Below are 12,075 nucleotides of genomic sequence, written 5' to 3' on the forward strand. Positions count from 1 at the left end.
TCGTGGTCGATGCGACGGCCAACGCCTCGTGTAGCGCCGCCCCCGGTGGCCGGCGCTGCACGAGGTTGTCGTGGTGTGTCTCAGGCGTTGACGCTGACGACTCCGGCGGCCCCGCCTCCGATGTAATGCACGCCGTCGAGGCCCTGAGCTTGGCTGAGGGTGTCGGTGAGGTGCCGGATGGTGACGCCGTCGAGGATGGAGTGGAAGTGGCCGTCCTCGGTGAAGTTCACATTGCCACCCTCGACGAAGGCCAGGAGCACGGTGTCCTCGGTGTTGTCGGCGGGGCAGACGAAGGTGTGCACCGAACCGGCCGGCTCGTAGAGGTAGGAGCCCGCGGTCTGCATCTGGTCCGGGTATTCCAGGTAGTGCCAGCGGCCCGCCAGGGTGTATCCCTGGGCGATGCCGGTGTGGTAGTGCAGTGGCACCGCGGCGCCGGGCTCGAAGATCGCGAGCACGACCCACTGGCCGGTCTCGAGGTCGAGGCGCAGCGGCTTGAAGTGGACACCGGGACCGAGAGCGTCGCGGATCAGCGGGATGTCGTTGGAATTGACGGTGAGCAGCTCGCCCTGGGGCAGGGCGACCAGCGGCAGCGGCGTACCGGTGCTGGTGGTCGCAGACTGCGGTGCGGCGGTGAGTGTCATGACTGTTCCTCTCGAGGGGTGATAGCGGCAGGTCGGTCGACGTTGCCGGAGGTGGTGCGAAGCTCGTTCCCGGACTCGGGCGAGTGCAGTGGGGTCGCGCCGACCTGGCTGCGCAGGTGCGGCAGGACATGGTGGGCGACGCGGTCGGGCTCTTCGAGCCACACCCAGTGCCCGGCACCGGCGATCTTGTGGATCTGCGCCGACGGGAACGGCTCGCGCTGCCGATCGGCCAGGTCGGTGGGGAGGTAGACGTCGGCGGTGCCCCAGACGACCAGGCAGGGGAAGTCGTGGCGACGCAGCGCCGCGGCCAGCGACGGCATCGAGGAGACCGAGGTGGACCGGTACAGGCGCAGGACGGCCCGCTTGGTCCCCCACGGCCGAAGATGCGCACCCACCTGGGCCACCCACCGGCGGTCCAGGCCGGGGTTGTCATGTCCGAGCAGGCTCCGCACCAACCGTGGGGTGGCACCGCGCTGGAACAGCTCACCCACCAGGGGCAGTCGCCAGACCCGGGCCAGCCGGTGCCAGCGGTAGCCGAGCATCACCCCGGTGTTGACCAGGGTGATGCTGGCGACCTTCTCGGGATGGTCAGCGGCCCACGTCAGCGCCCACGGGCCGCCGAAGTCATGCGCCACCAGATGCACACGCTCCAAGCCGAAGGCCGCGATGACGCCGTCGAGGTGACGGGCGTAACCGGCGACGGTGTAGTCCTGGTCGGCTCGTTTCTCGGCGCCGGCGAAGCCGGGCATGTCGGGGGCGATGACCCGGGCGAACTCGCTGACCGGCTCCATCAGGGACAGCCAGTCGGCGCCGCCGCCGGGGTTGCCGTGTACGAACACCACGGCCTCGGTGGGCGAGGCCTCGCGCGGACCACCCACCAGCACCGGCGATCTGACATCGCCCACGACGACCTGACGATTCTCGAACGCGGTACTCACGACAGGTCGACCGCCCACGGGTCGGTGGCCACCAGCGCCGAGGTGGTCAGTGCGGCAGTGCGGTGCCGGCCGACCTCCTGGTAGCCCGGGTCCATCACCATGTCCAAGAACGCGGACCGCGAGGGGTAGTGCACCAGCAGGATCGTGTCCCACCAAGCGTCGCCCTCGTGGCCGATGACGACACTGCCGGCGTCGCCGACGTACACGATCGAGGCACCCACGCGCTCCAGATGCGGCTGTACCTCACGGGCGTAACGCAGGTAGCTGTCGCGGCCCCCCTCGTCGTCGAACTTCAGCAGGTTCACCATGATCACCGGGCCACTGGCCTGCCCGGCCGCCTCGACCAGAGCACCGACCTGGTGCTCGGTCGGGTCGATGTACACGGATGACTCAACGGTCATGGCAGCCTCCTGGGCGATCGTCACAGGGCCACACGGCCCTGTGACGCAGGACACTACGAACCGCGGGCATGTGCCGTCTCGGTCAACCGCAACAGACTTCGACCGCCTCACTGTGCTGCCGCAACAGTCGGCAACTCACCGGTGGGGTCAGCTGGAGGAAAGCCCGCGCAAGGCAGGCAGCAGGGCCAGCGCCACGCGGAGATCGAGATCGCCGCTCCCGATCGCGTGACCGAGGATGCTCTCGGCCTGCCGGACCCGGTAGTTGACCGTGTTCGGGTGGATGTGCAGCCGCGCGGCGGCACGGTTGCGACTGTGGTTCTCCTCGAGATAGACCGCCAGCGTCTCGGCCACCCGATAGGTCGCCTCGTCGTCGGCGGCCAGGTCACCCAGCACACCGACGACGTGCGCCCGGGCCTGCTCAGGATCCACCGTGGCCATCGCGACCACCGCGACCTCGTCGTACCGGGTCACCGAGCCGGTCGCCGCCCCGATCAGGGTCGCCACGCGCCGGGCATGGCCGGCCTGCATCTGGCTGGCGCGGAAGCCCGCCAGCCCGTGGCCCGGGGTGCCCACCGCCAGCCGAGGGGCGAACTCGGGCGTGATCGCCTCGACCGGGATGACGGCCTTCCCGAGGTCTCCGTCGGCGAACACACGAGCCCGGCTGATCCAGGCGACGCTGCTCATCGCACCGCGGGGACACACCAGCACGGAATCGGCACCGACCAGCCCGCCCAGCTGCTGCAGAAGCCGGTTGAGCGCCGGCTGCGGATCCGAACCCTCCGGTGTCGACTCCACCCACGCGACCACACCGACGTGATGGCGCCCCAGCTCGTAGCCGAGCCGCGCCGAGGCCCGTCGCGCGTCGCGCTCACGACCGGACAGGATCGCCTCGACCGCCTCGACCCGGGCCGCCATCGCGCTGCGCATCCACTGATCGCGCTCGGTCTCGTACAGCTGCTCGGCCAGGCTCGAAGAGGTATCGATGAAGGCGAACAACCAGGCCGAGAGCAGATCTGCAGCCCTGGCCAGCACAGCGGGCTCCCGGGTGCGCTCTGAGATCCGCGCCAGCAGCCACTGCCACACGACCTGGTGGGCCAGCCGGTACGAGCGCAGCATCGGGGTCAGCGCCACCAACCGGTGCACCCCTGTTGTCGCCACCGCCACCGTGGCCTCGGGCAGGATCACCGCTCGAGGGTCACCGCCGCGCTGGAGCTGCCCCGAGACCGCCCGCAGCGACGCCTCCGCCGAAGCGACCTGCTGGGCGTAAGCCTCGGCGTCGGAGATGAACTCCGGTAACTCCGCACGCATCAGGTCGGTCACCTGGACGGCAAGGTCGCCGGCATGGGCACCGAGGTCGGCCGCGACTCCGGTGACCACGTCGTCCCAGATGCGCTTCGACTCAGGTTCCTGTAGTGGTGACCAACCCGACTCCATGCAGCGCACCTTACTGTCGCGACTGTCGCGGGACGACAGCTGTCCGGGTGAATGCTGGTGCTGTCGTACGAGCGTGTCAGCAGCGCCCACTCCTACGGTCCGATCATGCGTACTACGAAACACCTCGAGACCAAGGACCTCAGCGGCCGTGCTGTGGTCATCACCGGAGCGGGCAGCGGTATCGGCCGCGAGCTCGCCTTGCTGTGCGCGCGCAGGGGCGCCTCGCTCGCCCTGTGCGACATCAACCTCGCCGCCGTCGAGGCGACCGCGGAGCAGGCCCGACAGTTGGGCCGCGACGTCTCGACCGCGAAGGTCGACGTCTCCTCCGCGGACGAGATGGCGGCCTTCGCGGATTCGGTACGGGAGCGGTTCGGTGCCCCCGACCTGCTGGTGAACAACGCTGGTGTGGGCGTCTTCGGCGGCTTTCTGGACACCACCCTCGAGGACTGGAATTGGCTCGTCTCGATCAACCTGATGGGTGTCGTGCACGGTTGCACGGCATTCGTGCCGGACATGGTCGAGCGGGGCCGGGGCCACGTCGTCAACGTCGCTTCGGCCGCAGGCCTGCTGGCCAACCCCAGCCTGTCGGCGTACACGGCGACCAAGTTCGCGGTGCGCGGGTTCTCCGAGGCGCTGCGCATGGAGCTCGCGCCTCTGGGCATCGGAGTCACTGCGATCTGCCCCGGCGTCATCAATACCCCCATCACCGCCAACTCCCCGATCCGCGGTGCCGGTGGGGACGAGACGCGCAAGAAGCTCGGCGACCTCTACGCCAAGCGCGGGTACACACCCGAACGCGTGGCGGTCAACATCCTCAAGGCCGTCGACCGCAACACCGGCGTCGCCCCCATCGCCGCAGAAGCCCACCTGATGTACGCACTGGCCCGGTTCACGCCTCGCATCGCGGCGGCAGTCTCGGCCAAACTTGCCGCGGCCGCGAAATAGCCCGACAGCAAACTCACCGATGTCACCCGATCGGCCATTGGACGCTTATCGGGGATGAGCCCGAGCTGATCGGCGGAATCAGGAAACGAGGGGCCTGATCTGCTCGGCGGCGAAGCGGACGAAGCCGACCGGGTCCGGTTCGTCGGCGGTGGGCTGCAGGACCACGCTGGTGGCGCCGGCCTCGACCCAGCGGAGCACGGTATCGGCGATGACCCGGGCATCTCCTGCGACACCGATATCGGGAATTCCGTCGCGGTCCTGCCCGCGCAGGTCCGCGGCCACCCGCTCCGCGGCACCGGGACCGGTCGCCGCCAGCAGGTACACGACGATCGGATACGGCTGTGCCGCAAGCGCTTCGGGCCGCGCGGCCCGCACGATCCCGGCGGCCGCCCGAATCCCGTCGGCGGGTGTGGAGCTGGTGAGGATCACCCCGTCGGCGGCCTCCCCCACCACACTCAGCGTCCGCGGCCCGGTCGCGGCGGCCAGGATCGGCGGTGCGGCGGCCGGCGGCCAGTCCAGCGCGACGTCGTCGAGCCGGACATACCTGCCCTTCACCGTGATTCGCTGCCCGGCCAGCAGCGCCCGCAGCGCGTCGAGGTATTCGCGCAGCAGGGTGATCGGCGAGGCGACCCGCTCCCCCACCTGCCCCATCCATTCCTGAACCCCGTGTCCCACACCCCAGATCCCCCGCCCCGGGAACATCCGCTCCAGCGTCGCCAGCTCCATCGCGGTGACCGCGACATTGCGCAGCGGCACCGGGAGCACCCCCACCCCGACCCGCACCCGTTCACTCCACGCGAGCGCCGCTGCAGCCGTGGCGATCCCGCCCTCCAGGAAGCAGTCCTCCCACAGCCACAGCTCCTCGAGTCCCGACTCGTCCGCCGCCCGCACCACCTCCCGCAGCCGCTCGGGCGGTTGCTGCGGCCGGAACACCACTCCCAGGGTCGTCATACCCCATGCGTACCACGCCGGAGCCGGAAATGGCTGTGGCCCGGTCACATTCGCGACCGGGCCACCAAGGTTCGAACTCAGCCGAAGTGGCAGACGTAGTGGACCGGCTCGATGACCTCGATCTGGAAGCTGGAGTTGCCCGGCACCGAGAACGACTCGCCGCCCTTGTAGGTGACGGCCTCGGACTCGCCGGCCAGGGTGACGTTGCACTGGCCCTCGAGCAGCTCCATGATCTCCGGCGCACCCGTGTTGAAGGTCAGGGTGGCGGGGAGGATGACACCGATCGACTTGCTGGTGCCGTCGGCCAGTTCGATGTTGTGGCTCACACACTTGCCATCGAAGTAGACATTGGCACGCTTGGTGACGGTGACATTCTCGAACTTCATGCTGGTACGGGGCCCTTCCTACGGGTGACGACCGGCCGCGCGGGCCGGTCCGGTTCGCGCCGATCGTACCCGCGACCGCCGGGCAATCGTTCAGTCGGGCAGGGCGTCGAGGGCGCGGTCGGGCAGGGCATCGAGAGCCTGCGCCGTCAACGCCCGCCCCTGCTCGATGATCGGGGTGGCGCGATGGAAATCCATGGTGCCGCAGATGTTCTGCGGCACCTCGATCACCAGGTCCGGCGGGTGGGCGGCCAGATGCTGGCGGGTGAGGGCTGCCAGCATGAGATCGATGGCCCGCTGGGCGACATCGGTGGCACGGATGCTGCTCAGCGCCGGGGGCTGCGCCGGCACCTCCTCGACCGGGGTGCGCGCCCCGCCGAGCAGCTGCGCCGAGGCCCGCCACCACTGGGTGAACCAGTTCGTGCGCGGTTGCGCGCGGTCGTAGGCCGGGTCCGGCGCGCCCGAGAGGTCGACGCCGATGGTCATATCCGCGGGGCCCAGCGCCATGGTCGCCACCACCGGCAGCGGATCGAGCACACCGCCGTCCACCAGCACGTGCCCGTCGACGAGCACCGGGGTGATGAATCCGGGAATGGCGATCGAGGCCCGGATGGCGGCATCGAGTTCGCCGGCCTGGAACCAGGTCGACCGGCCGGTCGTCATATCGGTGGCCACCGCGACATACGGGATGGGCAGGTCCTCGATGTGCAGGGCGCCGAGCATCTCGCGGATCCGGTCGAGGACCTTGCTCGCGCGGATCACGCCCGGTTCGCTGAACGCCGGATCCAGCAGCCGCGCCACCTCGAACTGGCCGAGAGCGGTTGCCCAGGAGGTGAATTCGTCGAGCCGCCCGGCGGCGAACAGCCCGCCGACGAGTGCCCCCATCGACGATCCGGCCACGCCGACGATCTCGTAGCCACGCTCCTGGAGCTCGGCGATCACGCCGATGTGCGCGTATCCGCGTGCGCCGCCACTACCCAGGGCGAGCTTGACGCGCTTGCCCGTCGACATATGAATCTCCTACCCGAGAACTAGCAATCGAATCGCAAACCATGGTAGAGCTCGGTCGCCACCGGCTCGGTCGGTGGCCACCACGGAGGTAACGATCCGCTCCACATCGGGTCTCCATCCGATTGCCCCAACTCTGGAAGTTGGCAACCGCCACCAGAAGATTAGCTGGTCATATCGATGATTCCACAAGTCGTTCGAGCCGAATCCGCTGAATCCGGACGGGCATTCAGGCGTTATCGTGTCATCCCATGCTTGCTGAAACTCAGAACGTTCGTGTGGACAGTGAATTCGCGCGACTGCGGACAGTGGTGGTTTCGCAGAGTGAATTCCGCGCTCCAGCAAATGCCGAGATACTGGGCCACTCGATGCCGGTGGAACCCGGCGCGGTGGACATCCTGGACGCGGTGTGGGGTCGGGACTTCGGTGAGGTGTACCCGGACAAGCAGCGCAGATGGGAGGCCGAGCGGGACGAGCTCGCCGCCGCGCTCACCCGCCACGGCGTCGAGGTACTGCGGCCTCGGCTGTTCACCGCGGACGAGAAGGCCACCGCCGGCCCGATGGGATACGCCAACTTCTTCGTCCGCGACCCGTGGTTCACCATCGGCGAGCACGTGATCGAGGGCGTGCTCCAGTTCCCGCACCGGCGCATGGAGGTGCTGCCCAGCCGCGACCTGCTGCTGGACCGCGTGATGCCGTCTGCGGCGCAATACGTTTCGCTGCTCCAGCCCGGCAAGGCCGCGGTCGGCCACCCCGGACCAGGCCCGTTCCTCGAAGGCGGTGACGTCCTGGTGCTCGGCACGGACGTCTTCGTCGGCCTGTCCGGCATGGCCAGCAATGAGCTCGGCTACCGCTGGCTCGCGAAATACCTACGGCCGCACGGCTTCACCGTCACGCCCGTCCGCCTGCCCGAGCATGTGCTGCACCTGGATTGCGCGATCGGCCTGGTGCGCGAGGGACTGCTCATCGCCTGCCCCGACCGCCTCCCCGAGGGCCTGCCCGAGCAGCTGCGTGACTGGGAGCGCATCGAGGTGAGCGAGGACGAGGCCGCGGCCATGGCCACCAACGGCCTGCCCATCGACGCCGGAACCTACCTCACCGACCCGGAATTCGAGCGGGTCGGCAAGGGACTCGAGGACCGCGGCGTCACCGTCGAGTACGTCGACTTCGCAGTATCGCGACTGTTCGGCGGCGCTTTCCGCTGCTCCACCCAGCCGCTGCTACGCGCCGACTGACCTGTCCCCCACCGGCTTTCGCCGGGGTGTGCGAGGAGCCGACGACCTCGTCGAGGTGTCCCCGCCGCGGGAGATCCAGTTGTTCTCCAGGTAGTGCCATGCACCGTTCACGGCATGACCGACAACGTGGCCGGTGTGGTAGCGCGGCGGGCTGTCGGCGCTGTGCGACAACAACACCCGAGGCGGCGATTGTCGTCTCGTCACAATTTCGCCTGCCGGGGATGCGCCAGGCCGGGCAGCGTGGGCAGCAGTGCCAGTGCGACCCGCAACTCCAGCGAGTGGGTCCCGATACTCCGGCCGAGCAGCGCTTCGGCCTGGCGAACCCGGTAGGCGACCGTGTTGGGATGGACCACGAGCCGATCGGCGGCGCGGGTGCGACTGCAGTTCTCGTCGAGATATGCCGCCACGGTCGTCGCCAGCCGCTCAGTGGTCTCGTCGTCGGCCGCCAGTGGCCCCAGAACACCGGTGACGAATGCGAGCGCATGATCGCTGTCGGCGGTGCCGAGCGCGGCGACCGCGATCTCGCGGTACCGGGTCAGCGCCGCCCCGTGTGATCGGACCAGCGAGGCGACCCGCCGGGCGTGGGCCGCCTCGATCTGGGTGCGACGGAACCCCTCCAGCGCCCACCCCGGCTCGCCGACAGCGACGTTGACCCCGGGTGGCACGATGCGCACATCTCGGCGCGGTCGCAGCGCGTCGAGATCAGCAGCGGTGAAGGCGCTGCGACGGCTGACCCAGGCCGTAACGGCCAACGAACCCATCGGCTGAACGAGAGTGCTGTCGGCTGCGACGGCGCGGGCGAGCCCGGCGATGGACTCGCTGAGTGCCGGAAGGGTGTCGTCGCTGTCCGTGTGCTCGACCCATGCGATGGCCCCGATGTGATGCCGGTTCACCTCGTATCGCAACCGCGCCGACGCTCGCTGCGCGTCGCGCTCGCGACCGGCGATTATCTCCTCGATCGCTACGGCCCGGGCCGCAGCAGCCGTGCGCAGCCATGCTTCACGCTCCACCTCGTACGCCTGCTCGACCCGGACCATCGCCGCATCCGAGTAAGCAAAGATCCACCCCGTGACCAGCTGCACCGCGGTGGCCTGTTCGGCCGCATCCCGGGCAGTGGCTGTGATCCGGTCGAAGATCCACTGCCATACCTGCTCCTGAGCCAGCCGATAGAACCGCATCAGATCCGCCAGCGCAACCTGACGCTGCACCCCGGACCGGGCAATCGCAATGGCCGACCGCGGCAACTCCAGCCCGCGCGGGTCTGCACCGAGCTCCATGAACTGCGTCAATTGCCGCAGGCTCGCCTCGATGCTGACGCGAGTCTCCTCAACGGTCTGCGCATCCAGGAAAAGCCCGGGTAGTTCGTCCTGCATTCGAGCGAGCGCGCGCTCGGCCAACTCCCCGGCCGACGCCCTCATCTCCGCCGTGATCGGTCGCAGAACCTCGCGCCATACCCGCTCAGCGGCCGGCTCCCGAGCCGGCGGCCACTCGATGTTCATGGAAGCCGAATCTACTCAGCTTTGTCGTGGCGCGACAATTCAGATGTTTCGCCGCACTCGGCCGGCACGCCGCTATCCGGGCGGATGGCAGCCGGGGTCGCCGGCTGATGCAGCGGACGTCGGCTGCCGACGAGACAACAGCCGGCCCGGTGGCGGGGCCCCGGCGTCGGCGCCCCCTGCGGGGCGCTGGCCGCTCCGAAACTCCGTGAACGCGAAGTGCTTTCGGCGATGATCGAACTCGACCGCGGCTCGAACTTCGAGATCAACGATAGAGCGCGCGGCCTGCGGAAATGCGGTCCACGCAGCAGATCAACTCGGTGAATCTTCTGCGGTAGTGGTGCAACCGCCGGATCTCGGGCGGCTGCGCCACCACCTCGGGCGAGCACTCTGCCGGACTGCTCGATGGCGAGGATCCCACTCGAGCCGAGCGGGATGTCCTCGATCGTGATCTCGGCGGCAAAGATCTCTTCGATCTAACTCGCCAAGAAATCGACGATGTGCCCGGCGAGTTCCGCTCCGGAGTCCTCCTGTAGGAAATGGCCGGCTCCGTGGATTACCGGGTGTTGGATGCCCTGAGCGCCACGCATCTCGGTTTGCAACACGCCCGCCATCGGGCCGGTGATCGGATCGGAGTCGCTGAACGCCACCAACATCGGCGTCGTGCTCTGGCGCAGCGCCGCCCAGGCCGCCCGGTTGGCCGGCGCGGCCGGGTCATCGGGCGAGGTCGGCACCAAGCCGGGCATTGCCCGCGGGCCTGCGCAGTAGCTGTCGTCGGGGAACGGTGCGTTGTATCCGGCACGCACCGCGTCGCTCATCTCCCGGGTGCACCCGGACTGGACGAATCCACCGACATCGATCACCGGTTGGCTCTGGATGGCCTCCCGGAACTGCCACCAGATCTCCGGCATCGGGAAGTCACCGGCCGGCAGACCGCTGTTGGCGACCACGATGCGCGAAAACCGTTCAGGGTGTTCGGCGGCCAGCCGCAACCCGATCAACCCACCCCAGTCCTGACCGACCAAGGTGACGTTATGCAGGTCCAACGCGTCAAAGGCGAGCGCGCGCACCCATTCGACATGCCGGGCGTAGGTGTGATCTTCGCGGCGGGTCGGTTTATCGGAGCGACCGAAGCCGACCAGATCGGGGCAGATGACCCGATAGCCGGCTGCGGCCACGATCGGGATCATCCGCCTGTACAGAAACGACCACGACGGCTCGCCGTGCAGCATCAGGACCGGGTCTGCGTCCTCGGGCCCGTCCTCGACCCACGCCATCCGCAGCGATCCGCCTTCGGCATCGCCGACCTCGCAATACCGAGGAGGGTAGGGAAAGTCGGGCAGCTCAGCGAACCGCTCCTCGGGGGTACGCAGCGTCAGCATGGCCGAACCAGGTCGGCCAACTTGTCCACAGTATGCATCGAATCTCCTTGCTTCTGTTCACGGCGGCTGTTGGCCGCGGACCCGACGGTATGGGTCCGCACACCCATTGTCTCGGCGCTTTGCGCCAAAGTTCGGTGCCAAGGTTGTGCGTGCGCCACAAGCCGGCGGATTGGGCGACGCGTTCAGGGATGTAGCCGCGCTTCTTGTAAGTCGCCGTGAGGTTTTCGCGTCGCCCGTCGATATTCTGGCCGCGAATTTGAATCGGTCCGGGTGATCGCGGTGTTCGTTGAGGTTGAACGTCGAAATTCGGGATCGAGATGTGAGCATGGTCGTCGGTTGGTTTGGAGCGCTTTCATATTCGTGGCTCGTGCGCCACGCCCGCATGTTCGTCCCCCACTGTGGGTTTTCGACAGTTCATAGTTGGAGTTTCCGGTCGGCGCTTGTGGGTGTGTGATGCGAGCACAATGGTCATCGGGAAGGTTGTTGTCCCGCGACGAGCGGATTGTGAACTGCGTCTCCTACTGTGGCCTTCAGTGGCCGATCGGTCACGTTCCCTTCGGAGGTCACACGCAGATGTCCTGCGGCCCATAGACCTTCGCGTTATGCCGCGGATCGGTGGCAGGAAGGAACCGCGACATGAGCCGGTTCGACATCACCAAGACCAATCTCGCCGTGGAGCGGCTGATCGAGATTACCGACAACCCGCGCCACCTGTACATGCTGCACGCCTATAACCGGCATCGCTACTTGGAGATGGCCGGCCGCTGGCAAGAGATCTTCGACCCGGAGATGACCGTCGCGCACCCCGTCTACCACTTCAACGTGTTCGGCATCAATACCGTCTTGGACGGTGCCGAAGCCGTGCAGGCCGTCTACAACGAATGGGCCGGCACCGGACAGTGCATCTTCTACGTCGACGACGAAAAGCTCGCTGTCGGCGACAACACCATCTGCTCGACCGCGGCGATCTATCAGCAGACACCCGGCGTCATCCTCGCGGCGGCCGGCGCGGACGTGGACACGGACGCTACGTATCTCGTCAAGAATGTCGAGCACATGATCTGGCCCTACGACGACCAGGGCCGTCTGGTCGGAGAAGACGTGTGGGAGATCGACGAATCCGCGCGCGAGATCATCAAGCTCGACCCGTCGGAGGTGCTCACGATCGAGCAGTCCGGAATCCTGCTGGCCCCGCTGATCAAGCCGCTGCCCGCCCGCACATTCTGATCCCGGACGATCGGGCCATCCGAGGACGTATCGC

Annotated in this window: 12 protein-coding genes; 3 read left to right on the plus strand and 9 right to left on the minus strand. The window is 68.0% G+C overall.

All coding sequences use genetic code 11. The features are described 5' to 3' along the window. Positions 1-80: 80 nt before the first annotated feature. The 4 genes from ACWEKS_RS12215 to ACWEKS_RS12230 form a co-directional block, all read right to left on the minus strand. Positions 81-641 carry a 2,4'-dihydroxyacetophenone dioxygenase family protein gene (locus ACWEKS_RS12215; protein WP_452340096.1) on the minus strand — a complete coding sequence of 187 codons (561 nt, stop codon included), beginning with the start codon at positions 639-641 and terminating at the stop codon, positions 81-83. Then, positions 638-1,579: an alpha/beta fold hydrolase gene (locus tag ACWEKS_RS12220; protein WP_452340097.1), complete on the minus strand. Its 942-nt coding sequence runs from the start codon at positions 1,577-1,579 to the stop codon at positions 638-640. The genes ACWEKS_RS12215 and ACWEKS_RS12220 overlap by 4 nt, the downstream gene beginning before the upstream one ends. Continuing rightward, the gene (locus tag ACWEKS_RS12225) at positions 1,576-1,980 is read right to left on the minus strand and encodes a DUF1330 domain-containing protein (RefSeq protein WP_452340098.1); all 405 of its coding nucleotides are present in this window, start codon (positions 1,978-1,980) and stop codon (positions 1,576-1,578) included. The genes ACWEKS_RS12220 and ACWEKS_RS12225 overlap by 4 nt, the downstream gene beginning before the upstream one ends. 147 nt (positions 1,981-2,127) lie before the next feature. Continuing rightward, positions 2,128-3,414 carry a PucR family transcriptional regulator gene (locus ACWEKS_RS12230; protein ID WP_452340099.1) on the minus strand — a complete coding sequence of 429 codons (1,287 nt, stop codon included), beginning with the start codon at positions 3,412-3,414 and terminating at the stop codon, positions 2,128-2,130. A 105-nt stretch (positions 3,415-3,519) separates the two neighbouring features. Between ACWEKS_RS12230 and ACWEKS_RS12235 the strand changes: the two genes are divergently transcribed. Next, positions 3,520-4,359: an SDR family NAD(P)-dependent oxidoreductase gene (locus ACWEKS_RS12235; protein ID WP_452340100.1), complete on the plus strand. Its 840-nt coding sequence runs from the start codon at positions 3,520-3,522 to the stop codon at positions 4,357-4,359. Between the two features lie 78 nt (positions 4,360-4,437). Here the strand turns inward: ACWEKS_RS12235 and ACWEKS_RS12240 are convergent, their stop codons facing one another. The 3 genes from ACWEKS_RS12240 to ACWEKS_RS12250 all read right to left on the minus strand — a co-directional run bounded on the left by ACWEKS_RS12240 (position 4,438) and on the right by ACWEKS_RS12250 (position 6,704). Further along, the gene (locus ACWEKS_RS12240; RefSeq protein ID WP_452340101.1) at positions 4,438-5,310 is read right to left on the minus strand and encodes an LLM class flavin-dependent oxidoreductase; all 873 of its coding nucleotides are present in this window, start codon (positions 5,308-5,310) and stop codon (positions 4,438-4,440) included. Between the two features lie 77 nt (positions 5,311-5,387). Continuing rightward, a complete protein-coding gene (gene ppnP, locus ACWEKS_RS12245) occupies positions 5,388-5,696 on the minus strand; it encodes a pyrimidine/purine nucleoside phosphorylase (protein WP_379386956.1) in 309 nt (102 codons plus the stop codon). Between the two features lie 90 nt (positions 5,697-5,786). After that, positions 5,787-6,704 carry a patatin-like phospholipase family protein gene (locus tag ACWEKS_RS12250; protein ID WP_452340102.1) on the minus strand — a complete coding sequence of 306 codons (918 nt, stop codon included), beginning with the start codon at positions 6,702-6,704 and terminating at the stop codon, positions 5,787-5,789. Positions 6,705-7,069: 365 nt separating this feature from the next. On the opposite strand from ACWEKS_RS12250, the gene ACWEKS_RS12255 reads away from it, so the two are divergent. Beyond that, on the plus strand, positions 7,070-7,936 hold the full coding sequence (locus ACWEKS_RS12255) for a dimethylarginine dimethylaminohydrolase family protein (RefSeq protein ID WP_452340103.1): 867 nt from the start codon (positions 7,070-7,072) through the stop codon (positions 7,934-7,936). Positions 7,937-8,136: 200 nt separating this feature from the next. Here the strand turns inward: ACWEKS_RS12255 and ACWEKS_RS12260 are convergent, their stop codons facing one another. Further along, entirely contained in the window at positions 8,137-9,435 is a 1,299-nt protein-coding gene (locus ACWEKS_RS12260) for a PucR family transcriptional regulator (RefSeq protein ID WP_452340104.1), read from the minus strand. Positions 9,436-9,908: 473 nt separating this feature from the next. Beyond that, positions 9,909-10,814, minus strand: coding sequence for a haloalkane dehalogenase (locus ACWEKS_RS12265; protein WP_452340105.1), 906 nt, complete (start codon positions 10,812-10,814; stop codon positions 9,909-9,911). A gap of 636 nt (positions 10,815-11,450) precedes the next feature. Here ACWEKS_RS12265 and ACWEKS_RS12270 point away from each other — a divergent pair. Then, positions 11,451-12,041: a hypothetical protein gene (locus ACWEKS_RS12270; protein ID WP_452340106.1), complete on the plus strand. Its 591-nt coding sequence runs from the start codon at positions 11,451-11,453 to the stop codon at positions 12,039-12,041. Positions 12,042-12,075 lie beyond the last annotated feature (34 nt).

The sequence above is a fragment of the Nocardia sp. NPDC004711 genome (assembly GCF_053601595.1).

Coding starts and splice junctions, on each gene's coding strand:
- ACWEKS_RS12225 (WP_452340098.1), bottom strand. CDS start 1,980: ATGACCGTTGAGTCATCCGTGTACATCGACCCGACCGAGCACCAGGTC.
- ACWEKS_RS12235 (WP_452340100.1), top strand. CDS start 3,520: ATGCGTACTACGAAACACCTCGAGACCAAGGACCTCAGCGGCCGTGCT.
- ACWEKS_RS12230 (WP_452340099.1), bottom strand. CDS start 3,414: ATGGAGTCGGGTTGGTCACCACTACAGGAACCTGAGTCGAAGCGCATC.
- ACWEKS_RS12250 (WP_452340102.1), bottom strand. CDS start 6,704: ATGTCGACGGGCAAGCGCGTCAAGCTCGCCCTGGGTAGTGGCGGCGCA.
- ACWEKS_RS12215 (WP_452340096.1), bottom strand. CDS start 641: ATGACACTCACCGCCGCACCGCAGTCTGCGACCACCAGCACCGGTACG.
- ACWEKS_RS12260 (WP_452340104.1), bottom strand. CDS start 9,435: ATGAACATCGAGTGGCCGCCGGCTCGGGAGCCGGCCGCTGAGCGGGTA.
- ACWEKS_RS12270 (WP_452340106.1), top strand. CDS start 11,451: ATGAGCCGGTTCGACATCACCAAGACCAATCTCGCCGTGGAGCGGCTG.
- ACWEKS_RS12240 (WP_452340101.1), bottom strand. CDS start 5,310: ATGACGACCCTGGGAGTGGTGTTCCGGCCGCAGCAACCGCCCGAGCGG.
- ppnP (WP_379386956.1), bottom strand. CDS start 5,696: ATGAAGTTCGAGAATGTCACCGTCACCAAGCGTGCCAATGTCTACTTC.
- ACWEKS_RS12255 (WP_452340103.1), top strand. CDS start 7,070: ATGCCGGTGGAACCCGGCGCGGTGGACATCCTGGACGCGGTGTGGGGT.
- ACWEKS_RS12265 (WP_452340105.1), bottom strand. CDS start 10,814: ATGCTGACGCTGCGTACCCCCGAGGAGCGGTTCGCTGAGCTGCCCGAC.